We start from the raw sequence: 23,556 nt of genomic DNA, 5'->3' as shown, positions 1-23,556 counted from the left end.
CCCCGCGAGCCCGGTCTGATAGGCAAGACACCCCCTAGGGTGTTTCTTCCGCGCCGACCAGCACCGGCCCGCCCGCGAGGTCGATGCCGCTGGTCCACTCGGGTCCGAGCCGTACCGATCGCCAGGGCGCGAGCTCCCCGCGCAGTCGCTCTCGCCGCAGGGGGGTGCCGTCCTGGGTGAGGGTCAGGACCGGTCGGATCAGCCGTCGGTCCGGACGGAGGAGCAAGGGCGCCGCCGTGGGGCCGAGGAGACCCGGCGTCACCCACCGCAGCGGTCCCGTCGTCGTCACCGGCACCCCGGCGGCCGGCCGGGGGCGCCCCGCCAGGAGGTCGAGGACGGCGGCGGCGACCGCGCGCCCCTCGGCGGCGGCCACCTGCGTCGGTTCCACCCCGCGCAGCAGATTGCCGACGGCGAAGACCCCGGGCGCGGCCGTGCGGTACGCGCCGTCCGTCGCGGGTCCGCGCGTGCCCGGCGCAGGGGGCAGGCCGCGGGTTCGGGACAGTTCGTGGTCGGGGATCCAGTCGCCGGTGAACACCACCGTGTCGCAGCGCAGTACGGACGTCCGGCCGTCGCGCGCCCGGACCGCGACACCCGTCAGCCGGCCCCGTCCGAGCAGCTCGGTCACCACCGTGCGCGTCAGGACGGGTACGGCCCCGACGTGGGGAGCCGCTCGCGGCAGCTCGGTCACGACCGCCGCCACCTCCACGCCCGCCGCGCGCAGCGTCCGCACCGCGTGGCCGGCCACCGGATCGCCGCCGACCACGACCGCCCGCCGCCCGACGCGCTCGCGCGCGGCAGCGTCGGGCGGGCCGAACAGCCGGACCGTCTGCTGGAGTTCGCCGGTCGTCAGGACCCCGGCGGGGCGCGTGCCCGGCACCAGCCGGGCGCTGCGCGGACGTTCGCGTGCGCCCGTCGCCAGAACCACGGCGCGGGCCCTGATCCGTTCGAGCCCGGTCGGGGCCGTGACGTCGAGCGTGAGCGGTCCGGCCCAGCCGGTGGCGGAGACCCCGGTGCGGACGACCGCTCCGGCTCGGAGCGCCGACCGTACCGCGCGGCGCGCGTAGGCGGGGCCGTCCAGTGGTCGTCCCCGGTGGTCCGCGCCGAACCCGGGATGGTCGCAGTGCCGTGGTACGCCCCCGGCCGCGCGCTCCCGCTCCAGGACCTCGACCCGGCCCGCGCCCGCCGCCGCGAGCCGCGCGGCGGCCGCGAGGCCCGCGGGGCCCGCGCCCACGACGAGGACGTCGACCGTACGGTTCACCGGGCCCCCTTCCCGTACTCCTCGCTCAACGCCCGTACCTCCGCGCCGCAGAAGTGGCCCTGGCACCGGCCGCCCCGGGCGCGCGTGCGCCGGCGCAGCCCGTCGGGGCCCGCCGGGGGGATGGCCGAGGCGAAGGCGGCCCGGATCTCGCCTCGGGTCACCCGCTCGCAGTGGCAGGCGATCGTGCCGAACTCGGGGTCCCGGGCGATGAGTTCGGCGTCCCGGTACGGGCGGGGGAAGGCCTCGCCGAGATTCGGCATGCGGACCGGGGCGAGCGGACGTTCCGGCCCGGGATCGAGGCCGCAGTCGGCGAGGAGCCCGAGCACGTGGTCGGCGATCGCCAGCGACGCGGTGAGCCCGGTGGAGCGGATCCCGCCCACCGTCACGTACCGCAGGCCGGGGTGGGCCGTGCACCGGTAGTCCTCCTGCCCGGTGGCGGCCCGCAGCCCCGCGTAGACGGCTGTGACCTCCTCGTCGAGCAGCGTGGGAAGGATCCGACCGCCCTGCTCGCGCAGGCCCGTGAGCCCCTCCGCCGTCGTGCCGGTGGCGGTCTTGTCGTCGAGGTCCTCGGCGGTGGGCCCGAGCATGACGTTCCCGTACACCGTGGGCGAGATGAGCACGCCCTTGCCGAGCGGCCCCGGGACGGGGAGCAGGATGTGTCGGACCAGGTCGCGGGCGAACTTGTCGAAGACGAGGAGCTGGCCCCTGCGCGGGGTCACGGTGAAGTCGCGGCGGTCCAGGAGCGCGTCGAAGGCGTCGGCGTGGAGGCCGCACGCGTTGACGAGGAGGCGGGTCCGCAGCACTCCGCGCCGGGTCACGAGCCGGTGCCACGGATCACCCGTCCGCACCTTCTCCACCCGGCAGTCGAGATGCAGGTCGACCCCGGAGCGGACGGCCTGCGTCGCGTACGCGAGGGTGGTCGTCCACGGGCAGATCACCGACTCGCCCGGCACCTCCAGCGCGGCGAGCGCGCCCTCCCCCAAGTGGGGTTCGCGGGAGCGGAGTTCGTCGGCGGTGAGCAGTCGGGTCGTGCGGTGCCCGTTGCGCTCCGCCTTCTCCGCGAGGCGGGGGAGCGTGGCGCGCTGCTCCTCGTCCCAGGCGACGAGGAGCGCGCCGAGCGGCTCGACGGGGATGCCGGCCTCCCGGGCGTACGCGCCGAGCTGCCGGTGCCCGTCGCGGACGAGCCGTGCTTCCAGGGTGCCGGGCGCGGCGTCGAAACCGGTGTGCAGGATGGCGGTGTTGGCCTTCGACGTACCGTCGCCGACGTCGTTCGCGGCCTCCACGAGCGCGACCCGCAGGGGGTGGCGGGCCAGGGCCCGGGCGACGGCACAGCCGACGACACCCGCGCCGACGACCGCGACGTCGTACTCCGCCTCCTCGCCGACGGGCAACGGTCCCGTACGCGTGACACTCATCCGAGGCCGCCCGCGCCACCCGCGCCCATGCCACCCGCGCCCATGCCACCCGCGCCCATGCCACCCGCGCCCATGCCACCCGTGCCCGCGCCACCCGCGCCCATGCCACCCGTGCCCGCGCCACCCGTGCCCGCGCCATCCGTGCCCGCGCCATCCGCGCCCGCGCCATCCGCGCTCATGCCACTCGCTCCGCCCGCGCCCGCTCCGCCCGTGTCGCCGCCGGACGCCTCCCCGCGGTCGAGCAGTGCCGACACCTCCGTACGGAACCGGGCGAGGCGCGCGGCCGCCTCGTCGCCCGAGATCCGGGGCTCGTACACCGCCGAAGGCTTCCAGTCGGGCACGGCCTCGCGGAGCGAGAGCCCCGGGTGCCGCCCCAGGCGGGCCACCGCGCCCACGCCGAGGGCCGTGGCGTCCGGCAACGACGAGACCTCCACGGGGAGTTGCAGCAGGTCGGCCTGGGTCTGCATGAGCAACGCGGACCGGGTCAGGCCCCCGTCCGCGCGGAGTGAGGTGAGGGGGGCGCCCCGGTCCGCCTCCGCCGCCGCGGCGAGTTCCACGACCTGGGCGGCGATGCCCTCGCACAGCGCGCGGACCAGATGGCCGGGGCCGGTGTCCAGGCCGAGTCCGGTGAGCGAGCCCCGCACGTCGCCCCGCCACCACGGCGCCGCGAGTCCGGCGAGCGCGGGGACGAAGGTGACCCCGCCGGCGTCCGGCACGCCCCCGCCGACCGCGTCGATCTCCCCGGCCCCCGAGAGGACGCCGAGATCGGTGAGCCAGCGGACGGCCGAGGCCACCGTGAACACCTGGCCGTCCAGGCAGTGCGCCACGCGCCCGCCGAGCCGCCAGGCGACGCAGCTCACCAGGCCGGTGGTGGAGCGCCGGGGCGCGGGCCCCGTCTGCGCGAGGAGGAAGGCGCCCGTGCCGTACGTGCACTTGGCGGCGGCCGGGTCGCTCGCGCTCTGCGCGAGCAGCGCCGCCTGCTGGTCGACCAGGAGGCCGGTGAGCGGGAGCGGCGGCCCGAACACTGTCGTGGTGCCGACCGGCGTGTCGCAGTCCACCACACGGGGCAGCCGTTCGCCGCCCAGGCCGTACAGGTCGAGGGCCGTGTCCGACCAGGCGACCGAGTCGAGATCGAGCAGTCCCGTACGGCCGGCGGTCGCCGCGTCGGTGACGAAGGCGCCCGTCAGCCGGTGGACGAGCCAGGAGTCGCTCGTGGTGACGACTCCGGCGCCGGTGGCGTGACGGCGGATCCAGGCCATCTTGGGCGCGGCGAAATAGGGGTCCACCGGCAGGCCCGTCAGCCGGCGCAGCAGCTCGGCGTGCTCGTCGAGTCCGTCGCAGACGGAGGCGGCCCGGCGGTCCTGCCAGACGAGCGCGTCCGTGAGCGGTTCGCCGGTGGCGGGGTCCCAGGCGAGCACGGTCTCGCCCTGGTTGGCGAGGCCCACCGCCTCGACCGGGGTGCCCGCCTGGGCCAGCGCCTCCCGCCCGGCCGCGACGACGGAGTCGTACAGCTCACGGGGGTCGACCTCGACGAGGCCGCCCGGCAGGTATCGGGGCCGGACCGGGGCCGTGCCGCTGCCGATCACCCCCCGCTCGGGACACAGGACGAGCGCCTTGGTGCCCGAGGTGCCCTGGTCGACGGCGAGTACCGGGCCGGCCGTCATTCTGGTGCTCCTGTCGCAGGTTCGGAGGGTGATCGTCCGATCACCGAAAAGGGTCAGGGTGCCGTCGTCGGGGCCCCTCGTCAAGCGTCCGCGATCAACACCGTCAGGTCGCCTCCCCCTACCTGACAGTAAGTCAAATTCAGTCGCTGTCTTAATAGTTACTGTCACGGAAGAGCGTGGAGTGGTCGAGTCCAGGGCCCTCTATAGTGATCGCCGATCAACGGCAGGGACGCCCGTCGGGGGACTGACCACCCCCTCCATCCACCGAGGAACCATGTCACCCACACCACGCCCCACCCCCTGATGGCCGCGCACGGCTTCCGGCCCGTCTACCACCCCGCCGGACACGACCACGCCCTGCGCGCCGCCGTCCAGGACCTGCGCACCGGCCGCTGGGTGGCCATGGCCCGACTGCTCGACGAGACCTCGGGGTGGGACAGCTGGACGCGGCGCACCCAGGTCCTCGCCACCGTCGCCGCGGGCACGGACGTCGTTCACATCTGGCGCACCGAGCAGCCCGGGAGCATCGCCGCCGGCGTGATGCGCAGCCGCGTCGCCGTCGAGCGGGCCGTCCGCGCCCACCGTGCCGGCCACGCCCGCACGCGTGAGCTCTGGCAGGAGGCCTGGACCGCCTGTCGTGAGGCCGCCGAACTGGCCCCCGCCGACCCCGTGCCCTGGGTGGGCCTCCTCGCCCTCGCCGCCCTCGACGGACGCCAGCGCATGGCCGAGCACCGGATCTCCCCGCCGGCCCCCATGCTGGCCCCCGGCCCCTGGGGGCTGCTCGCCGAGGCGGAGAAGCGCGACCCGTACAACCGCGAAGCCCACCACCGCATGCTCCAGTTCGTCTACGCCCGCAGCCCCGGACCGCTCTCCGAGGCCGTCAACTACGCCCAGTGGGCCGCTTCTTCCGCACCGGTCGGCTCCGCGCTGCACGCGCTCCCGCTCTACGTGCGCGTCGAGCGCTACCGGCGCGAGCGCGGCCACGAGCGCGCCCTCGACCTCCACTGGGTCGCCGAGGACGCCGTACGGGACGCCGAGCGCGCGCTGGACACCTGGTTCTTCTTCTGCGCCACGGAAGAGGCCTCCCTGCTCGACCTGAACCACCTGGCGCACGCCCTGTACGGAGCCCTCCGCTTCGACGACGCGGCCCGGGTCTTCGCGGCGCTCGGCCCGTACTACGTGACGCTGCCGTGGGCCTACCGGACCGGCCATCCGGACGACCGGGCCCTCGCCGAAGAGGTCTTCCTGCGCGCCCGCAGCCGCTGTCTCACCGACTGACGCGCCCGCGCGGCGCCCCCGTACGTACGACCCCCACCCCCGCTCACCGCCCGTCCCCCGGAGGTACCCCATGGCCCGCACGGCACCCAGCGACGCGATACGCAAGCCACCACCCGCCCAGGACGAGGAGGCGCGCCTCAGAGAGCTCGGCTACCAGCCGGTCCTGGCCCGCCGGATGGGAGGCTTCGGCAACTTCGCCATCAGCTTCTCCGTCATCTCCGTCCTCTCCGGCTGCATGACCCTCTACGGCTTCGGGATGGGCACCGGCGGCCCCTCCGTCATGCTCTGGGGCTGGGCCGGCGTCGGCCTCTTCGTGCTCTGCGTCGGCCTCGCCCTCGCCGAGGTCACCAGCGCCTACCCGACCTCCGGCGCCCTCTACTACATGGCGGACCGGCTCGGCGGCCGCCGCTGGGGCTGGTACACCGGCTGGCTGAACCTCCTCGGCCTTCTCGGCGCCATCGCCGGCATCGACTACGGCGCCGCCCTCTTCACCGGCGCCTTCCTCAACCTCCAGTGGGGCTTCGTCCCCACCCCGGAGTCCACCTTCCTCATCTTCCTCGCGATCCTGCTGCTGCACGCTGTCCTCAACCTCTTCGGCGTCCGCCTGGTCAGCGTCCTGAACTCGATCAGCGTCTGGTGGCACCTGGCCGGCGTGGCGGTCATCGTCGGCGCGCTCGCGTTCGTCCCCGACCGGCACCAGTCCGTCGAGTTCGTGTTCACCGAGTTCGTCAACGACACCGGCTGGGCCAACCCGTTCTACGTCGCCGCGATCGGCCTGCTCCTCGCCCAGTACACCTTCTCCGGCTACGACGCGTCGGCCCACCTCTCCGAGGAGACGTCCAACGCCTCCGTCACCGCCGCCAAGGGCATCGTGCGGGCCATCTGGGTCTCCTGGATCGCCGGCTTCGCCCTCCTCGCCGGACTGAGCTTCGCCATCCAGGACTACGCCGCCACGCAGAACAGCGCCACCGGCGTCCCGCCCGCCCAGATCCTCCTGGACGCGCTCGGATCCGGCGGCGCCACCGCCCTCCTGCTCGTCGTGATCGTCGCCCAGCTCTTCTGCGGCAACGCCGAGGTCGCCGCGGCGAGCCGCATGGTCTTCGCCTTCAGCCGCGACAACGCCCTTCCGGGCAGCGCGATCTGGCGGAAGGTCAGCACCCGCACGCAGACCCCGGTCCCGGCCGTCTGGCTCGCCGTCGTCGTGGCCGCGCTGCTCGCCGTACCCTCGCTGTACTCCGCCACCGCCTACGGCGCCGTCACCGCGATCAACGTCATCGGCATCACCCCCGCGTACGCCATCCCGATCTACCTCCGCCTGCGCGCCGGGGACCGGTTCACCCCCGGCCCGTGGAGCCTGGGCCGCTGGAGCAAGCCGATCGGCTGGACCGCCGTCGTCTGGGTGGCCCTGGTGACCGTGCTGTTCTGCCTGCCGCAGAAGTCCCCGGTGACCGTCGACACGATGAACTACGCCGTGATCGCGCTCGCCGTCGTCCTCGTCCTGGCCAGCGTCTGGTGGTACGTCGCCCGCCGCTCGTACGGCACCCCGACGGCGTACGGCACGGCTCGCGAGGAAGCGGACATCACGGAGGGCATCGTCTAGAGGGCGTCCCGGCGTCCCGGCGTCCCGGCGTCCCGGCGTCCCGGCGTCCCGGCGCCCCGGGGTCCGGGGTCGCGGGGTCCCGGCGTCCCGAGTGCCCCGGGTGTGCGGACTCCCCACGCACACCCGTCCCGTCGCACCCGTGAACCCCCGCACATGTGGCGGGGGTTCACGGTGCACCCCGTGTTCACGACGGTGTACCCGGCGATCCACCCGGCGCCCGTAGCGTCGCGCCCGTCCGCAATCGCTACCGAGGAGTATCGTGAGCGCTTCCGCTCTGACCGCTCTGGCCGCCGCCCTCGCGGTGGTCACCGCGGCCTCCGTCACCCCCCAGCCGGGCCCGGTCTCCGTCACGGCACGCGTGGAGACGCCCGCCGTGTACGACGACGAGGCGGGCGGCAACGCCAACGCCGACGACCCGGCCGTCTGGGTCGACCCCCAGCGCCCCGGCCGCAGCCTCGTGATCGGCACGCTGAAGGAGGCCGGGCTCGACGTCTACGGCCTCGACGGACGGCGGCTCCAGCACATCGCCGCACCGCAGGCCCCCGGCGAGGAGGCCGCGCCCGGCCGCTTCAACAACGTCGACATCGTCTACGGCTTCGAACTGGCCGGCCGGAAGACCGACCTGGCCCTCGTCAGCGACCGGGGCCGCGACCGGGTCCGGGCCTACGCCATCGACCCCGCCGCCGTCGCCGCCGGCCTCCCGCCCCTGCGCGACGTGACCGCCGCCGACGTGGCGCCGGTCTTCGCCGCCGACGAGTCCGAGGTGGACGAGCAGCACACCACGTACGGTCTCGCCGCGTACAGCGACGACGACGAGGCCTACGTCGTCGTCTCGCGGCGCGAGGAGACGAGCCTGCGCCTGCTCGAACTGGAGGACCGCGGCGGCCGGGTCGGCTACCGCACCGAGGACACCCTCGACCTGCCCAGCTCCTTCCCCCTCCCTGACGGGACGTCCTGGCGGCCCTGCGCCGACCCCGGCGAGCGCCCGCAGGTCGAGGGGATGGCCGTCGACCAGGAGGAGCACGTCCTCTACGCGGCCCAGGAGGCCGTGGGCCTCTGGCGCGTCGAGCTCGACGACGCCGAGTTCGAGGAGCCCGAACTCCTCGACCGCGTCCGTGAGTACGGCACCCCGTGGACGTACGACTCCGAGGAGGAGGAATGCGTCGTCGACACCGCCCACGACCCCGGCTTCGGCGGTGAGCACCTGAGCGCGGACGCCGAAGGCGTCACCGTCTACCACGCCGGCGACGGCGCGGGCTACGTCCTCGCCTCCAGCCAGGGCGACAACACCTTCGCCGCCTACGACCGGGAGGGCGGCAACGCCTACCTCGGCTCCTTCGCGATCGGCGACGGCCCGGCCACCGACGGGGTGCAGCACTCCGACGGCAGCACCGTGGTCAACGTCCCCCTCGGCCGGAACTTCCCGAAGGGTCTGCTGATCACCCACGACGGCGAGGCGACCCCCGCCGACGGCGACCGTGAGGGCACCAACTTCAAGTTCACCCCGTGGGAGTCGGTGGCCGGCGCCTTCTCCGAGCCGCTGACCGTCGACACCGAGTCCTTCGACCCGCGCGACACCGACTGACGGACGGGCGCCTCACGGATCAGCGCCTCACTGACAGGCGCCTGACGGGCCGTCGACTGAACCCCTTTCATCCCGGGACACAGGGCTGGAGGGGGTTCAGTGCTCGCAGAGGGAGAATTCCCGTTCGTAGAGCTGCTCGTTGTGTTCGTCGACGAAGAACTTGCGTTCCTGCATGAGTTGTTCGCGGTAGCTCTTGGCCTGTTCAAGCGTCATGGTCGAGGTGTCGGACCACGGTTGCTGCGGTGGCACATCGGATGTCGAGACGATCTTTTCCGAGGGGTCGACCAGGAAGAACGCGAGAATCTTGCGATGTCCCGGGCGGGTGGGGTCCGAGAGGCTGAATGAGTCGACGCGGTGTTGCAGGATGTTCGGGAACGCCAGGCAGCGGCCCGCCGGGGTCGACGCCGATCCCAGCACCTGGTTCAGTGCGTCTTCGTTCTCCAGGCCGTAGACCTCGCGCAGGCCGTTGTCGTCGTTCTGTTCGTAGGCCGGGTCGTCGAGTGCCGCCCGGAAACCCAGTCGGCTCTCGGTGATGTTCTCGCTGTCCCAGTAGTACATGCCGGTCGAGACGATCCGCTCGTTCATCATCCCCTCGACATGCCAGGAACCGCCGGGGTACTCGGGATCCTCCGGGGTCAGATGAATCGTGGCGAGCTTGACGATGACCTGGAGGCGGCGGCCGCGCAGGTCGACTCGGGCGGATGCGTCGGGCGGCTCGGGCGGGGTGAAGGCCGGGGCGTCCGGGATGACCGGGCGACGGTTGTCCCACCAGTCCTCCTGGGCCACTTCCCATGCGTCGAGGGCTTCCGCGTAGGCCCCGTCGTCACTGTAGGAGGACTTGTCCGGATGCTCCGGCTCCGAGTCGTACCACCCGTAAGGATCGGCCTCGATCCGCAGGGGCCGCGGATGGCGCAGATCGGTGAGCACGTTCTCCAGGAGCGGGCGCATGCGCGCGAACAGATCGGGCAGGACGGAGGCCAGTTCGTGATGAGCCTCGGGGTGGACGTTGTTGACGTACGAACGGAAGGCGACGTCGCCGTCGTCACCGACCTCGACGTCCGTGGGCAGCCACTGGAACTTCTCCGAGAACTCGTACTTCGCGTAGCGTTCCGTCGGGTTCAGCCAAGCCCGCTCGGGCCCGCCGCTCACCTCTCTCACCAGGCAGAACAGTGAGGGATGCACCAGATCCAGCACCTGGCCGTCGGATCCGGGATGCCAGTCCTGTTCTGCGTCGGGGACCTGCTCCAGAACCCGAACCGCCTCGCGCAGTCGGGACCTGAGCTTGTCGTCGACCAGTGTGTCCGACTGCCACACCCCATCGACGGCGGACACCTCGATGCCCGTGCGTCCGTCCCGCAGCGCGGCGTAGTGCGCGAGTTCGGCCAGGACGTATCGCACCTGCGCTTCGGTGAGTCCCTGCGCGGCCGCTTCCTGCGTCCACCGGGCGACGATGTCGGCGTCGTTCATCTTGTCGAACCACCCGGGCTTCGCCCGAATGTGCGCGCTGCACTGCATCATCTGGAGTTCCCGCAGCGTTCGGGGTGTCGCGAACGGCAGGGAACGGGAAACACGAAAGGGCAGCGGGAAAGCAGACAGGCCGGTCAATTCTCTCGGTCCTCCGAGTCGGTGTGCGGTGGCCGGAAGGATACGTCAGCGGACTGACACCGCAGCTGCGGAGGTTCACCGACGGCAACCGCCCGAGGGACGACCGGCCGACGGGCAATCGCCCGAGGGACGACCGGCCGACGGGCAATCGCCCGAGGGACGACCGGCCGACGGGCAACCGATCCGGGCGCGGCGACGACTGGGAGGTACGCAACGGCTCTCTTCCCCCCCGCAGGAGGACTCGTGCAGTACCCGCATTTCCCCGTCGTCGCCCGCCGACTGGCCGCCGCGTTCGCGGCCGGCGTCCTGACCTGTGCCGCGCTCACCGCGACCACCGGGACCGCTTCCGCCGCCACCGCGCGGCAGGCCGAGCGGCTCGACCGCGGCGTGGTGAGCGTCCACACCGGGACCGGCAACCTCGTCAGCTGGCGCTGGCTGGGCACCGACCCGGACTCCGTCGCCTTCAACGTCTACCGGGCCGGTACGAAGGTGAACGCCACACCCGTCACCGCGTCCACCAACTACTTCCACGAGGGTGCGCCGAGTACGGCCGACTACACGGTCCGCGCGGTCGTCGGCGGCGTCGAGCAGAGCGACTCCGTACATGCCGTGCAGTTCCGCACCGGCTACAAGGACGTGCCGATCAGCCCGCCGGCCGGCGGTACGACCCCCGACGGGGTCGCCTACACCTACGAGGCCAACGACGCCTCCGTGGGCGACCTCGACGGCGACGGCGACCTGGACTTCGTCCTCAAGTGGCAGCCCACGAACGCCAAGGACAACTCGCAGTCCGGGTACACCGGCAACACGATCGTCGACGGCGTCACGCTCGAAGGCACCCGGCTGTGGCGGATCGACCTCGGCCGCAACATCCGCTCGGGCGCCCACTACACACAGTTCCAGGTGTACGACTACGACGGCGACGGCCGGGCCGAGGTGGCCATGAAGACCGCCGACGCGACCGTCGACGGGCGCGGCACGGTGATCGGCAGCGCCTCCGCCGACCACCGCAACAGCAGCGGGTACGTCCTGGCGGGACCCGAGTACCTGACGATGTTCGACGGGCTCACGGGCGCGGCCATGGGCACCACCGCCTACGTCCCCGCGCGCGGCACCGTCTCCTCCTGGGGTGACAGCTACGGCAACCGGGTCGACCGCTTCCTCGCGGCCACCGCCTACCTCGACGGAGCCCGGCCCTCGCTGATCATGGCGCGCGGCTATTACACGCGTACCGTGATCGCCGCCTGGGACTGGCGCGGCGGCGCGTTCACCCGACGCTGGACCTTCGACTCGTCGAGCTCCACGAACGCCGGCAAGGGCTACGACGGCCAGGGCTCTCACAGCGTGTCCGTGGGCGACGTGGACGGGGACGGCAAGGACGAGATCGTCTACGGCGCGATGGCCGTGAACGACGACGGCAGCGGCTTGTGGACCACGCGCACGGGTCATGGCGATGCCCAGCACCTCGGCGACCTCGACCCGGGGACGGCCGGCCTGGAGTACTTCAAGGTGTCGGAGTCCTCCTCGCAGCCCGCCCAGCTGTACATCAACCCGGCGAACGGCGCCGTACGCTGGCAGCTCGCCGCCTGCTGCGACAACGGCCGCGGCGTCGCGGGTGACATCTGGGCCGGGAACGACGGTGCCGAGGTGTGGTCCTCGTCCGACACGTCGGTACGGGACGAGGCCGGGGCCACCAAGGGGCGCGAGCCCTCGTCCACGAACTTCCTGAGCTGGTGGGACGGCGACACCACCCGGGAGCTCCTCGACGGCACCCGCATCGACAAGTACGGAACGTCAGGCGAGACCCGGCTGCTGACGGGTGCCTCGGTGGCGTCCAACAACACCACCAAGGCCACGCCCGCGCTCTCCGGGGACATCCTCGGGGACTGGCGCGAGGAGGTGGTGTGGCGCACCGGCGACAACACCGCGCTGCGGATCTACTCGACGCCGTACGAGACGGGGACCCGGATCACGACGCTGCTGCACGACACCATGTACCGCACGGGGCTGGCCTGGCAGAACACCGCCTACAACCAGCCCCCGCACCCGAGCTTCCACATCGGCAACGGCATGCGGACCCCGCCGAGGCCGCTGATCACGACCCCTTAGGGGACGAGACCGCCCGGGGCACGACACCCCCGAGGGCACGGCACCCCCTGGCCCTGAGGGCACGACACCCTCCGGGATCGTCTTCGCGGGACCCGGTCTTCCTCAGGCACTGAACTCGTAGGTCCAGGCGGCCGAGGCGGCCGAGAAATCGATGTCCGTGATCTCCAGCGCGTGTCCGTGCTGGTCGCTCACCACCCGGTGGACGACCAGCCGGGCCGCGCCGCCGGACGCGTCGTACGGCCCGCCCGGTCCGGACGGTACGCCGACCGACTCCCGGTGGGTGATCCGCAGTCCCGCCTGGTGCATCCAGTGGTACAGCAGCCGCAGGTCGGGCTGGTGATGGGCGGCCTTCACCCGCCGGTAGCGGGCCAGTTGGGGGATCTCGTGGACCGCGGGCCGGGAGAACCACGACACCGCCCGCTGGAGCGCCGCCCCCTGGGGCCCGAGCACCAGATGGCGGTGGACGAGCGTCGGCTCCCCGGGGGCGAGCAGCAGCCGGGAGGCCAGCGGGGTGGGTGGCGGCTCCCAGGCGAGCGAGGCCCGCACCAGGGCCTCACTCACCCGTGGGCCACCCGGGAAGGCCGGCCGCCGGACCGGGAGCGCGGGTGCGGCGGGCTCGGGATCGGTGCCGCCGGCGGCAGCGAAGGTGCCGCGGCGGTCGGTGACCACCAGGCGCTCGTCGCGCAGGAGCTGGAGCGCGCTGCGTACCGTCTGCCGGTTGACGTGATAGCGCTGGGACAGGGACCGTTCCGAAGGGAGCCGGCTCCCGGGGGAGATGCGCCGGTGGGCGAGATCCTCGCGCAGGACGGCGGCGACCCGGAGATAGAGCGGCACTTCCGCCGCCTCGGCATCGGGCTCGGCCATGATCAACCCTCTCTAAGCACAGCGTGACCGCATGGGCCGTATCGGTGATCAATTCCTATCATTGGTCTAAACCATTTCGCTAGGGCGGCCCCGCAGAGTGGCCGAAAGGAGCGCCGCGCCGTGTAATGGGGTCCAGGCGGCGGGGCGGTCCGCGGCTGGGGAAGAGGACGGGTGAGGCCGGATGACGACACCGTCGGAGCGTGCCGAGCGGGGGCGGGCGGCCCGCAAGCGCGTCCCCCGCTCCTCGCACGGCCGCTGGATCCCCGCATCCCAGCGCCCCGACCCGCTGGCCGTACTGGAAGGCGAGTCCGTCGGCCGACTGCCCGACCTGGTGCCCCTCCGTTACGGCCGGATGGCCGTCTCACCCTTCGCCTTCCTCCGCGGCGCCGCCGCCGTCATGGCGGCCGACCTCGGCGCCCAGCGCCACACGGGACTCACCGTCCAGCTCTGCGGAGACGCCCATCTGCTCAACTTCGGCGTGTACGCCTCACCCGAACGGGCTCTTCTCTTCGATGTGAACGACTTCGACGAGACCCTCCCCGGCCCCTTCGAGTGGGACGTCAAGCGGCTCGCCGCCAGCGTCACCGTCGCGGCCCTCCAGAACGGCAGCACGAAGGCCAAGGCCCACCGCGCCGCTCTCGTGGCCACCGAGGCGTACCGCACGAACATGATCCGTCTCGCGGGGCTCGGTGAACTCGCGGTCTGGTACGAGCGGATAGCCGCGGACGACGTGCTTCCCCTCGTACGCCGCGACGACCGTGCCCGCTACGCGAACCGGCTCGCCCGGGCCCGCCGCCGCACCAGCCTCCAGGCCCTCTCCAAGCTCACCGCGACCGACGGATCCGGAGTCCGCCGCATCGTCGAGGACCCGCCGCTCCTGGAGCGGGCCGCGGACATCGACCGCGTCACCATAGGCAAGGTCTTCAGCGACTACCGCAGCTCGCTCTCCGAGGAGCGCCGCCTCCTGCTGGACCGCTACCGCTTCGTCGACGCGGCCCGGAAGGTCGTCGGGGTCGGCAGCGTCGGGACCCGCTGCTTCGTCCTCCTCCTCGAAGGACGCGACGCCGACGACCCGCTCTTCCTCCAGATCAAGGAGGCCGGCCCCTCCGTCCTCGAGCCCTACCTGACGCCGACCGCCCACGACCACCAGGGCCGCCGCGTCGTCTCCGGCCAGCGCCTCACCCAGGCCGCCAGCGACATCTTCCTCGGCTGGATGACCGGACCCGGTCAGCGGCACTTCTACTGGCGGCAGTTGCGCGACATGAAGGGATCGGCCGAGGTCGAGACCATGTCCCCGGCCACGCTCCGCAGCTACGCGCGCCTCTGCGGCTATGCCCTGGCCCGCGCCCACGCCCGCTCCGGCGACCGGATCGCCATCGCCGGCTACCTCGGAGGCTCGGACGTCTTCGACCGCTCCATCGCCGACTTCTCCCTCGCCTACGCGAGCCAGAACGCCGACGACTACGCGGCGCTCGGCGCCGCCATCGCGGCCGGCATGGTGGCGGCCGCCCCGGGCGCCTGAACCGTCCTGGGCCCGGGGCGGCCGTTCCCTACGCGTCGCGGCGCAGCGGCGGCTCCGCGGGCGTCTCGGGCACCGGGCCGAAGAGCACCGCCTTCGCCACCGCCGGGGCGAACAGCGTCGTGAGCGGGGCGGTCAGGGTGAGCGCCCTGCGGAAGGGCGCGCCGACGACCGGGTCGCCCGCCGCCCGCTGCTGCACCCGGCCCATGTACCACTCGACCGCCTTGTCGAGGGCGCCGGGCGTCGCCGCGTCCCCGAGGGCGCCGGGCATCTTCTTGTCGGCGCCCGTCGAGATGTCCCAGGCCTGCCGGGAGGCGTCGAGGAGGGCGCCCTGTACCCGCCGTGTGGTCGGGGTGCGCTTCGGGTCGGCGAGCGCCTCGCGCAGCGCGACGGCGGAGAGGGCGGCGACGGCCATGCCCTGGCCGTAGATCGGGTTGAAGGCGCAGAGCGCGTCGCCGGTGGCGAGGAAACCGGCCGGGCGGCGGCCCGGACGGTCGTAGCGGCGCCGGACGTTGGAGGTCGCGCGGAAGCCGTACACCGGGGACACCCCTTCGGCCGTCGCCAGCCAGTCGCTGATCACCGGATGCGGCAACCGCTTCGCGTACTCCTCGAACGCGCCTTCGTCCGTGGGCGGTTCGTTGCCGCGGAGCCCGGAGAGCGTCACCAGATGGGTGCCGTCGCCGACGGGCAGCACCACACCGCCGTACTCCTGGCCGGGGTCGGGCACGATGAAGTAGCCGACGGCGTCGCTGTCCAGGGGCTGGGCGGGGGCCCGGTAGACCCGGGTCCCGTAGGCGAGGCCGGTGTCGATGGTCTCCTCGTGCGGGGCCTCGGCACCGATCCCCGCCAGCCAGTCCGCCGCCTTCGTGGACCGCCCTGAGGCGTCCACGACCAGATCGGCCTCCAGGACCCGGGTCTCCTTCTCGGAGCCCGCGCCGCGCTCCCGCAGTCGTACGCCGCGGACGCGCGAGGAGTCGCCGGTGAGCCCGACGGTCTCGTGGCCCTCGATCAGTTCGACGCGCGGGTCGGCGAACACCCGCTTCCGTACGAGCCACTCCAGCTGCGGGCGCGCGCCCGAGTAGTAGTGCGCGGTCGCGGGGGTCCGGCTGAACCACTTGCCGCTCTGCCACTGGACCATGTCCTCGGGCATGCCCACCTTGGGCGCGCCGAGTTCCCTCAGCTCGTCCGTGAAGCCGGGGAGCAGCGCGTCGAACGCCTGCTGTCCGCCCGTGATCAGGACGTGGAGGTGCCGGCCCTGCGGTACGCCGGGCCGGGCCTCCGGGCCCTCCGGGTAGCGGTCGCGCTCGACGACCGTCACCCGCTCGGCGTGCTCCGCCAGCACCCGTGCGGCCAGGAGTCCAGCGAGACTTCCCCCGATGACCACCGCGTGACGCGTCGCGCGGTGCCCCAAGTCGTCCGCCATGCCCACCCTTTCGTTCGTGGAACAACAACTGTCCAGTATCCACGGCGATGCGGGTGGCGTCGCGTACCGCGAGGGCTCGTCTGACCTCGTACGTCCCATGCGTCGCGCACGCCTCGCGCGCGCCCCGGCGCGCCACATGGAAACGATGACCGTCGAGAGAAGACGGCCAGTGCCACGCCTCAGACGGTGCCACGTCTCGGACGGCGCTACGCCTCAGGCCCGAGCTCGGCCAGCGCGCTCGACAGCCACTCCACCCAGAACCGCTCCAGGTCCACCCCGCCCCGCAGGACGAGGTGGCGCAGCCGGTCCGGCTCGGTGTGGCGCCGCTCCGCCGGGAAGTCCCGCTCCTCGATCGCGAGGTACTCCGCCAACTGCTCGCGGTGCAGCGCGAGATGACGCTCGAGCTCCGCCCGGAGCCCCGCCGTCCCGACGATCGCCGCCGCCCGCATCCGCAGCAGCAGGGCGGACCGCATCGGCTTCGGGTCCTCGGACCTGGCGACCCAGTCGCCCAGCTCGGCCCGGCCGGCCGGGAGGACCTCGTACTCCTTCCGCTGCCCGCGCGCCGGTACCGGGGAAGGCAGGGCACGGATGTGCCCCGCCTCCTCCAGTCTGCCCAGCTCGCGGTAGATCTGCTGGTGCGTGGCCGACCAGAAGTAGCCGATCGACTTGTCGAAGCGGCGCGTCAGTTCGAGGCCGGAGGACGGCTTCTCGAGCAACGCGGTGAGGATCGCGTGCGGGAGGGACATGCTCGCATCCTAGGTTCGGCCGGCCACGCGGATCACGGTACGGCGGGGGTCACGGGGCGTCCGCGGTCACAGCGCCGCGGCGAGCCGCGTGCCCTGGTCGATCGCCCGCTTGGCGTCCAGCTCCGCGGCGACGTCCGCGCCACCGATCAGGTGCGTCGAACGGCCCGCCGCCACCAGCTTCTCGTACAGGTCCCGCCGCGGCTCCTGGCCGGCGCAGAGCACGATCGTGTCGACCGGCAGCAGCTGGGCCTCGCCGTCGATCGTCATGTGCAGGCCCTCGTCGTCGATCAGGTCGTACGACACGCCCGCCACCATGGCGACGCCGCGGTGCTTGAGCTCGGTGCGGTGGATCCACCCGGTCGTCTTGCCCAGGCCGGCGCCGACCTTGGAGCTCTTGCGCTGCAGGAGGTGCACCTGGCGCGGCGGCGCGTTCCGCTCCGGGGCGCGCAGGCCGCCCCGGTTCTCGTACGAGGTGTCCACGCCCCACTGGCGGAAGTACGTCTCGGGGTCCTGGCTCGCGCCCTCGCCGCCGTCCGTGAGGAACTCCGCGACGTCGAAGCCGATGCCGCCCGCGCCGATGATCGCGACCCGCTCGCCGACCGGCGCGCCGTCCCGCAGGACGTCCAGGTAGCTGACGACGCTCGGGTGGTCCACGCCCGCGATCCCGGGGGTGCGCGGGGAGACGCCGGTGGCGACGACGACCTCGTCGTAGCCGTCCAGGTCGTCCGCGTCGACCGGGGTGTTCAGGCGCACCTCGACGCCGTGCTCGGCCAGCTGCACGCGGAAGTAGCGCAGGGTCTCGTCGAACTCCTCCTTGCCCGGCACGCGCTTGGCGATGTTGAGCTGGCCGCCGATCTCGGCGGCGGCGTCGAAGAGGGTGACGGTGTGGCCGCGCTCGGCCGCCGACACCGCGCAGGCGAGTCCGGCCGGGCCCGCGCCGACCACGGCGACGCGCTTGGCGAGGCGGGTGGGGGAGAGGACGAGCTCGGTCTCGTGGCAGGCGCGCGGATTCACCAGGCAGGAGGCGGTCTTCAGGTTGAAGGTGTGGTCCAGGCAGGCCTGGTTGCAGCCGATGCAGGTGTTGATCGTGTCGGCGCGGCCGGCCGAGGCCTTCGCGACGAAGGCGGGGTCGGCGAGGAACGGGCGGGCCAGGGAGACGAGGTCCGCACGGCCGTCGGCGAGGATCTCCTCGGCGATCTCGGGGGTGTTGATGCGGTTGCTGGTGACGAGCGGGACGGAGACCGCGCCCATCAGCTTCTTCGTCACCCAGGTGTAGGCGCCGCGCGGCACGGAGGTGGCGATGGTGGGGATGCGGGCTTCGTGCCAGCCGATGCCGGTGTTGATGATGGTGGCGCCGGCCGCCTCGATCTCCTTGGCGAGCTGGACGACCTCCTCCAGGGTGGAGCCGCCGGGGACGAGGTCCAGCATGGAGAGGCGGTAGACGAGGATGAAGTCCGTGCCGACCCGCTCGCGGATCCGGCGGACGATCTCCAGCGGGAAGCGGACGCGGTTCTCGTACGAGCCGCCCCACCGGTCGGTGCGCCGGTTGGTGGCCGCGGCGATGAACTCGTTGATCAGGTAGCCCTCGGAGCCCATCACCTCGACGCCGTCGTACCCGGCCTCCTTGGCGAGCTCGGCGCAGCGGACGTAGTCCTCGACGGTCTGCTCGACCTCGGCGTCGCTGAGCTCGTTCGGTACGAAGGGGCTGATCGGCGCCTGGATCGCGCTGGGGGCGACGAGGGCGGGGTGGTACGCGTACCGGCCGAAGTGCAGGATCTGCAGCGCGATCCGGCCGCCCTCCCCGTGCACGGCGTCGGTGATCAGCCGGTGCTCGGCCACCTCCTCCGCGGTGGTGAGCTTGGCGCCGCCGTCCCAGGGCCGGCCGGCCTCGTTGGGCGCGATGCCGCCGGTGACCATGAGGCCGACGCCGCCGCGGGCACGCTCCGCGTAGAAGGCGGCCATGCGCTCGAAGCCGTGCTCCGTCTCCTCCAGACCGATGTGCATCGAGCCCATGATCACGCGGTTGGGCAGGGTCGTGAACCCGAGGTCGAGCGGGCTCAGCAGATGCGGGTACGGGGTGGGGGACGGGGTCACGGTCATGAGGGGCGCCTCCTCGCGCAGGATCGGTCGACTCCGTTCTAGGGGACCCCCGACCGTTGTGCAACTAGTTGCAGAAGATTCGGGACGTGATATCTACTACTCGGTAGCAAGTGGTGCGACAGCCGACCAGGCGTCCAGCTCCTCCGGCGTACGGGGCTCGGGCGCGCCCGGGCGGAGCAGACCGTGGGCGCGGAGCAGCCGGGCCACGGAGGTGCCCCAGGGCCGTCGCAGCCGCGCCGCGTCGAGCAGGGCGTCGTCGGCGAGGAGCTCGGCGACCGGCCCGGTCCGCAGGCCGGCCGGGGAGAGAACCGCCGCCTCGTCCGCCCAGCGCAGCGCGAGATCCACGTCGTGCGTCGCCATCACCACCGTCGTACCGGACGCGCGCAGCCGCCCGAGGGCGGCGAGGAGCCGCTCCTGCCCGTGCGGGTCGAGCCCCGCCGTCGGCTCGTCCATGATCAGCACCCGGGGGCGCATCGCCACCGCGCCCGCGATCGCGGCCCGCTTGCGCTGCCCGTACGACAGCAGATGCGTCGGCCGGTCCTCCAGGGCCACGATGTCCAGCGCCTCCAGGGCCTCCCGCACCCGGAGCCGTACCTCCTCCTCGGGCAGCCCCAGGTTCATCGGCCCGAACGACACGTCCTGCCCGACCGAGGCCGCGAAGAGCTGGTCGTCCGGGTCCTGCACCACCAGCTGCACCGTGGTCCGCAGCCGTGTGAGCCCCTTCCGGTCGTACGACACCTCCGCCCCGTCCAGGAACAGCCCCCCGCTCCCGCACCGCAGGCCCCCGCTGAGGAGCCGCAGCAGCGTCGTCTTGCCGCTGCCGTTCCGCCCGAGGAGCGCGATCGCCCGCCCCTCCGGCACGGCGAAGTCCACACCCGACAGGACCGCCGGCCCGTCCTCGTAGGCGAAACCCGCCCTCACCAGCTCCACGACGGGCAGCGGAGAGGCCGTCGGGGAGGTCGTCGGAGACGTCACGGCAGAAACCTTTCGAGTACGAGGGTGAGGGCGACGAGCCCGCAGAGGAGCCCGGCCGCCGTCGCCAGGAACCGGCGGGAGACCGCGGCGGCGGGGACCAGGACCCGCAGTGTCCCGTCGTAACCGCGTCCGGCGAGCCCCGACTGCAGGCGCTGCGCCCGGTCGAAGGCCCGGACGAACGAGGTGGCACCGAGCCCGGCGAGCGAACGCCAGGTCGCCGCCCGCGTGGTGTGCCCGAGGCGCGCCGCCTGCGCCTGCCGGATCTTGGACAGGGAGTCGAGCAGCAGGAAGATGATCCGGTACATCACGAGCGCCACGTCCACCACGGGGGCCGGCACCCCCGCCCGGACGAGCCGGGGGAGCACGTCGGAGACGGGCGTCGTGAACGCGAAGAGGAGCACCCCCAGCGAGGCCGAAGCGGTCCGCAGCAGCAGCTCGCCGGCGTGGACGGGACCGCCGGGGGCGAGGGCCACGAACCCGCGCGCCCCGCCCACCTCGAAGAGCAGCGGCACCGCTCCCGTGACGCAGAAACCGAGCGGCACACGGAACGCCCGCCACAACTGACGGCCCGCGACCCCGGCCGGCCCGAGCAGCACCGTGAGGGTGGCCGCCGCGACGAGCACAGCACCCGGCCACGGCGGCAGACAGACCGCGCACAGTGTCAGACCGAAGCCGAGCAGGGCTTTCTCGGCGGGATGGCGGCGGCGCCAGCGACTGCTGTGCGCCGCCGCGTCGATCGGCAGCATGGTCGGCTACGCGTCCTTGCCACTGACGGGGGAGGCGCTGGACGAGGCGCTCCCAGGGGCGCCCGAGGCGCCCGGGGCACCGGCGGCCGCCGAGGCGCCCGATTCACGGGCGGCCGTCGAGGGATCAGCTTCACGGGCGGCCGTCGAGGGATCAGCTTCACCGGCGGCCGTCGAGGTACGCGCTCCACTGGCGGCCGTCGAGGTGTCCGATGCACCGGCTGCCTTCGGGACATCCGTCCCGGGGGCAGCAGCCGACGCCACGGCGCGGGCCTCGCCCTGTCGGCGTCCGCGCCGCACGCCGAAGTAGTACGCGAGGACGCCGGCGCCCAGCGCGGCCTGGAGGGCGAAGAGCGCCGACTCGATCTCCCCGGACGGCGGCTCGTACAAGGGGCTGAACCACGGTTCGTAGTCCGGTCGGAGTTCCGTGATGGCGGTCTCCGCCTCCGCGTCCGCCCCGGTGAAGGGCTCCTCCTTGTGGTCGCCGAGCCCCAGCGCGAGCGGCAGCACGGCGAGTGCGGCGACGACGAGCAGCAGCAGGGCGTTGATCTTCGTGTTCCGGCTGACGGTGAGGCTCATCGCGCCGTCGCCTCCTCGCGTCGCTTCGTGGCCGTCCGCCCCAGGACACCCAGCCGGGTCAGTTCGCCCTTGCTGGACTGCGTGAGCAGTCGCATCACGAGCACGGTGAGCAGGCCCTCGCTCACCGCCAGGGGGATCTGGGTGACGGCGAAGATGCCGCCGAACTTGGCCAGGGCCCCCATCACGCCGCTGCCCTGGTCCGGGAAGGCGAGTGCGAGCTGCACGCTCGTGACGCAGTAGGTGGAGAGATCGGCGACGAACGCGCCGAAGAAGACGGCGACCATCAGCGGCGCGCCGAACCGGCGGACCAGCAGATAGGTCCCGTACCCGGCCCACGGACCGACGATCGCCATCGAGAAGGCGTTCGCGCCGAGCGTGGTCAGCCCGCCGTGGGCGAGCAACAGGGCCTGGAAGAGCAGGGTGATCGTGCCCAGGACCGCCATGATCGGCGGCCGGAAGAGGATCGCGCCGAGACCCGTACCCGTCGGGTGCGAGCAACTGCCCGTCACCGAGGGGAGCTTGAGCGCGGACAGGACGAACGTGAAGGCGCCGGAGGCGCCGAGCAGCAGGGTGGACTCGGGGTTGGACCGCACCTCGCGGGTGAGCGCGCGGACCCCGTGGACGATGAACGGAGCGGCCGCGACACCCCAGGCGGCGGCGTGTGCGGGGGGCAGATACCCCTCGGCTATATGCATGGTCGGGAGACCCTCTCCAGCACCTCGTGGATGGACAACGCACCCTGGCCGGTCTCCTGGCTGACGGTCATACGCCCCGGCTCCGCCTTCCCACACCGCGGCGGTCTCCCGCATCGGTCCAGTGGCTTGCCCGAGGGTGTCTCCCCCGGGTGTGGAGCCGGAACTCCCGATCACAGTGGCGAGGGCCGCACCGGTACCGCACCGGTTTCCCGTACACCAAGGCCCTGCGACACTAGTGCGTTGACCAGGTACATCACAACGCGGCGTTCCCGGGCGGTAGCGCGGAGTGGTGCCGTCAGGCCCGCGACCGCACCGAACGCGACGCGTGTCGGCGGGCGACGGCCACCACCCCGCCCGCCGGATCGCCCGCGCTCACTCCTTGCGGTAGGCGTACGCCTCCGAGGCCGCGGCGGCCACCGCGTCGAGATCCCCGCCGGCGCTCGCCGTGACCAGCGCGGCGACCGCGCCCTCGACGAACGGCGCGTCGACCAGACGGGACCCCTCGGGCAGTTCGTCCCCCTCGGCGAGCAGCACCTTCACGGTCAGCACCGCGCTGCCCAGGTCGACCAGGAGCGCCACCCCGGCACCGCGGTCGACGGCCTTCGCCGCCGCGGTGATCAGCTCGGCGCTCGTCCCCAGGCCGCCGTCGGGGAGCCCGCCCGCCGGCAGGATCGGCGCCGTCCCGCCGCCGCCCGCGAGCCCCTGGGCGAGCGCGGCCACCGAGGCCGCGACCGCCGCGCTGTGCGAGACCAGCACGATGCCGACCTGCGCCGCACTCACGAGACCCCCTCCGCCCGGGCCGTCCCGTCGAGCTCCGCGAACAGCAGCGCCGACGAGGTCGCCCCCGGATCCTGGTGCCCGATCGACCGCTCCCCGAGATAACTCGCCCTGCCCTTGCGGGCCTGGAGGGGTACGGTCGCGAGGGCGCCCTCCTCGGCCGCCGCGCGCGCCGCCCCGAACGAGCTCCGCAGCGCCTCCACGGCCGGGACGAGCGCGTCCAGCATCGTCTTGTCGCCGACCTGGGCGCCGCCCAACTGCGACACGGCGGCCACACCGGCGGCGAAGGCCTCCGCCAGCCGCTCCCTGCCGACGTACGCGTCCTCGCCGAGCGCCTTCCCGGTGCGACGCAGCAGCGTCCCGTACAGCGGCCCCGAAGCCCCGCCCACCGTGGAGATCAGCTGCCGCCCGGCGGCGACGAGCACCGCGCCCGGCGTCGCCGGCGGCTCCTTCGCCAGCAGCTCCGTCACGGCGGCGAACCCGCGCTTCAGATTGGCCCCGTGGTCGGCGTCCCCGATCGCGGAGTCCAGCTCGGTGAGCCGGTCGGCCTCACGGTCGACGGCACCGGCCGTCGCCTCCAGCCAGCGCACCAGGAACTCCGCGCCGAACGTCTCGCCCATG

The 23,556-nt window shown here is 73.1% G+C and carries 18 protein-coding genes, 1 pseudogene and 1 riboswitch; of the genes and pseudogenes, 5 read left to right on the top strand and 14 right to left on the bottom strand.

Annotated features, from left to right (window positions below):
• Positions 1-34: 34 nt before the first annotated feature.
• The 3 genes and pseudogenes from OG580_RS02425 to OG580_RS02415 all read right to left on the bottom strand — a co-directional run.
• The gene (locus OG580_RS02425) at positions 35-1,258 is read right to left on the bottom strand and encodes an FAD-dependent oxidoreductase (RefSeq protein ID WP_267041974.1); all 1,224 of its coding nucleotides are present in this window, start codon (positions 1,256-1,258) and stop codon (positions 35-37) included.
• Positions 1,255-2,673, bottom strand: coding sequence for an FAD-dependent oxidoreductase (locus OG580_RS02420; protein ID WP_267041973.1), 1,419 nt, complete (start codon positions 2,671-2,673; stop codon positions 1,255-1,257). Before OG580_RS02420 ends, OG580_RS02425 begins: the two co-directional genes overlap by 4 nt.
• A gap of 233 nt (positions 2,674-2,906) precedes the next feature.
• Positions 2,907-4,337, bottom strand: a pseudogene (locus tag OG580_RS02415) (FGGY family carbohydrate kinase); the annotation flags it as partial.
• A gap of 303 nt (positions 4,338-4,640) precedes the next feature.
• On the opposite strand from OG580_RS02415, the gene OG580_RS02410 reads away from it, so the two are divergent.
• The 3 genes from OG580_RS02410 (at position 4,641) to OG580_RS02400 (ending at position 8,800) form a co-directional block, all read left to right on the top strand.
• Positions 4,641-5,615 carry a hypothetical protein gene (locus OG580_RS02410; RefSeq protein ID WP_267041972.1) on the top strand — a complete coding sequence of 325 codons (975 nt, stop codon included), beginning with the start codon at positions 4,641-4,643 and terminating at the stop codon, positions 5,613-5,615.
• Positions 5,616-5,685: 70 nt separating this feature from the next.
• A complete protein-coding gene (locus OG580_RS02405; RefSeq protein WP_267041971.1) occupies positions 5,686-7,215 on the top strand; it encodes an amino acid permease in 1,530 nt (509 codons plus the stop codon).
• Positions 7,216-7,474: 259 nt separating this feature from the next.
• Positions 7,475-8,800: a phytase gene (locus OG580_RS02400; RefSeq protein WP_267041970.1), complete on the top strand. Its 1,326-nt coding sequence runs from the start codon at positions 7,475-7,477 to the stop codon at positions 8,798-8,800.
• A 96-nt stretch (positions 8,801-8,896) separates the two neighbouring features.
• Here OG580_RS02400 and OG580_RS02395 read toward each other — a convergent pair whose 3' ends face one another.
• Positions 8,897-10,405: a DUF4246 domain-containing protein gene (locus OG580_RS02395; RefSeq protein WP_267041969.1), complete on the bottom strand. Its 1,509-nt coding sequence runs from the start codon at positions 10,403-10,405 to the stop codon at positions 8,897-8,899.
• Between the two features lie 306 nt (positions 10,406-10,711).
• Here OG580_RS02395 and OG580_RS02390 point away from each other — a divergent pair, with 306 nt between their 5' ends.
• A complete protein-coding gene (locus OG580_RS02390) occupies positions 10,712-12,514 on the top strand; it encodes a rhamnogalacturonan lyase (RefSeq protein ID WP_267047859.1) in 1,803 nt (600 codons plus the stop codon).
• A gap of 102 nt (positions 12,515-12,616) precedes the next feature.
• Here OG580_RS02390 and OG580_RS02385 read toward each other — a convergent pair whose 3' ends face one another.
• Positions 12,617-13,378 (bottom strand): GntR family transcriptional regulator, encoded by a 762-nt coding sequence (locus OG580_RS02385; protein ID WP_267041968.1) that lies wholly within the window; start codon positions 13,376-13,378, stop codon positions 12,617-12,619.
• Positions 13,379-13,559: 181 nt separating this feature from the next.
• Here OG580_RS02385 and OG580_RS02380 point away from each other — a divergent pair, with 181 nt between their 5' ends.
• Entirely contained in the window at positions 13,560-14,900 is a 1,341-nt protein-coding gene (locus OG580_RS02380) for a DUF2252 domain-containing protein (RefSeq protein ID WP_267041967.1), read from the top strand.
• Between the two features lie 28 nt (positions 14,901-14,928).
• Here OG580_RS02380 and OG580_RS02375 read toward each other — a convergent pair whose 3' ends face one another.
• The 9 genes from OG580_RS02375 to dhaL all read right to left on the bottom strand — a co-directional run bounded on the left by OG580_RS02375 (position 14,929) and on the right by dhaL (position 23,555).
• Positions 14,929-16,320, bottom strand: coding sequence for an NAD(P)/FAD-dependent oxidoreductase (locus tag OG580_RS02375; protein WP_267041966.1), 1,392 nt, complete (start codon positions 16,318-16,320; stop codon positions 14,929-14,931).
• 206 nt (positions 16,321-16,526) lie between these two features.
• Complete coding sequence (locus OG580_RS02370) at positions 16,527-17,066, bottom strand: PadR family transcriptional regulator (RefSeq protein WP_267041965.1); 540 nt, start codon at positions 17,064-17,066, stop codon at positions 16,527-16,529.
• Between the two features lie 66 nt (positions 17,067-17,132).
• Positions 17,133-19,166, bottom strand: a complete 2,034-nt coding sequence (locus tag OG580_RS02365) for an NADPH-dependent 2,4-dienoyl-CoA reductase (protein WP_267041964.1) — start codon at positions 19,164-19,166, stop codon at positions 17,133-17,135.
• Positions 19,167-19,262: 96 nt separating this feature from the next.
• Positions 19,263-20,141: an ATP-binding cassette domain-containing protein gene (locus tag OG580_RS02360; protein WP_267041963.1), complete on the bottom strand. Its 879-nt coding sequence runs from the start codon at positions 20,139-20,141 to the stop codon at positions 19,263-19,265.
• Positions 20,138-20,887: a cobalt ECF transporter T component CbiQ gene (gene cbiQ / locus OG580_RS02355; RefSeq protein ID WP_267041962.1), complete on the bottom strand. Its 750-nt coding sequence runs from the start codon at positions 20,885-20,887 to the stop codon at positions 20,138-20,140. The genes OG580_RS02360 and cbiQ overlap by 4 nt, the downstream gene beginning before the upstream one ends.
• A 6-nt stretch (positions 20,888-20,893) precedes the next feature.
• Complete coding sequence (locus OG580_RS02350) at positions 20,894-21,463, bottom strand: energy-coupling factor ABC transporter substrate-binding protein (protein ID WP_267041961.1); 570 nt, start codon at positions 21,461-21,463, stop codon at positions 20,894-20,896.
• Positions 21,460-22,158: an energy-coupling factor ABC transporter permease gene (locus OG580_RS02345; RefSeq protein WP_267041960.1), complete on the bottom strand. Its 699-nt coding sequence runs from the start codon at positions 22,156-22,158 to the stop codon at positions 21,460-21,462. Before OG580_RS02345 ends, OG580_RS02350 begins: the two co-directional genes overlap by 4 nt.
• Positions 22,159-22,186: 28 nt before the next feature.
• Positions 22,187-22,420: riboswitch (cobalamin riboswitch) on the bottom strand.
• 110 nt (positions 22,421-22,530) lie between these two features.
• Positions 22,531-22,938, bottom strand: a complete 408-nt coding sequence (locus OG580_RS02340) for a PTS-dependent dihydroxyacetone kinase phosphotransferase subunit DhaM (protein WP_267041959.1) — start codon at positions 22,936-22,938, stop codon at positions 22,531-22,533.
• Positions 22,935-23,555 (bottom strand): dihydroxyacetone kinase subunit DhaL, encoded by a 621-nt coding sequence (gene dhaL / locus OG580_RS02335; RefSeq protein WP_267041958.1) that lies wholly within the window; start codon positions 23,553-23,555, stop codon positions 22,935-22,937. Before dhaL ends, OG580_RS02340 begins: the two co-directional genes overlap by 4 nt.
• Between the last annotated feature and the right edge of the window lies 1 nt (position 23,556).

The sequence above is a fragment of the Streptomyces sp. NBC_00094 genome (assembly GCF_026343125.1).
Taxonomy (GTDB): Bacteria; Actinomycetota; Actinomycetes; order Streptomycetales; family Streptomycetaceae; genus Streptomyces.
This window is presented reverse-complemented; position numbering and strand designations above follow the sequence as displayed.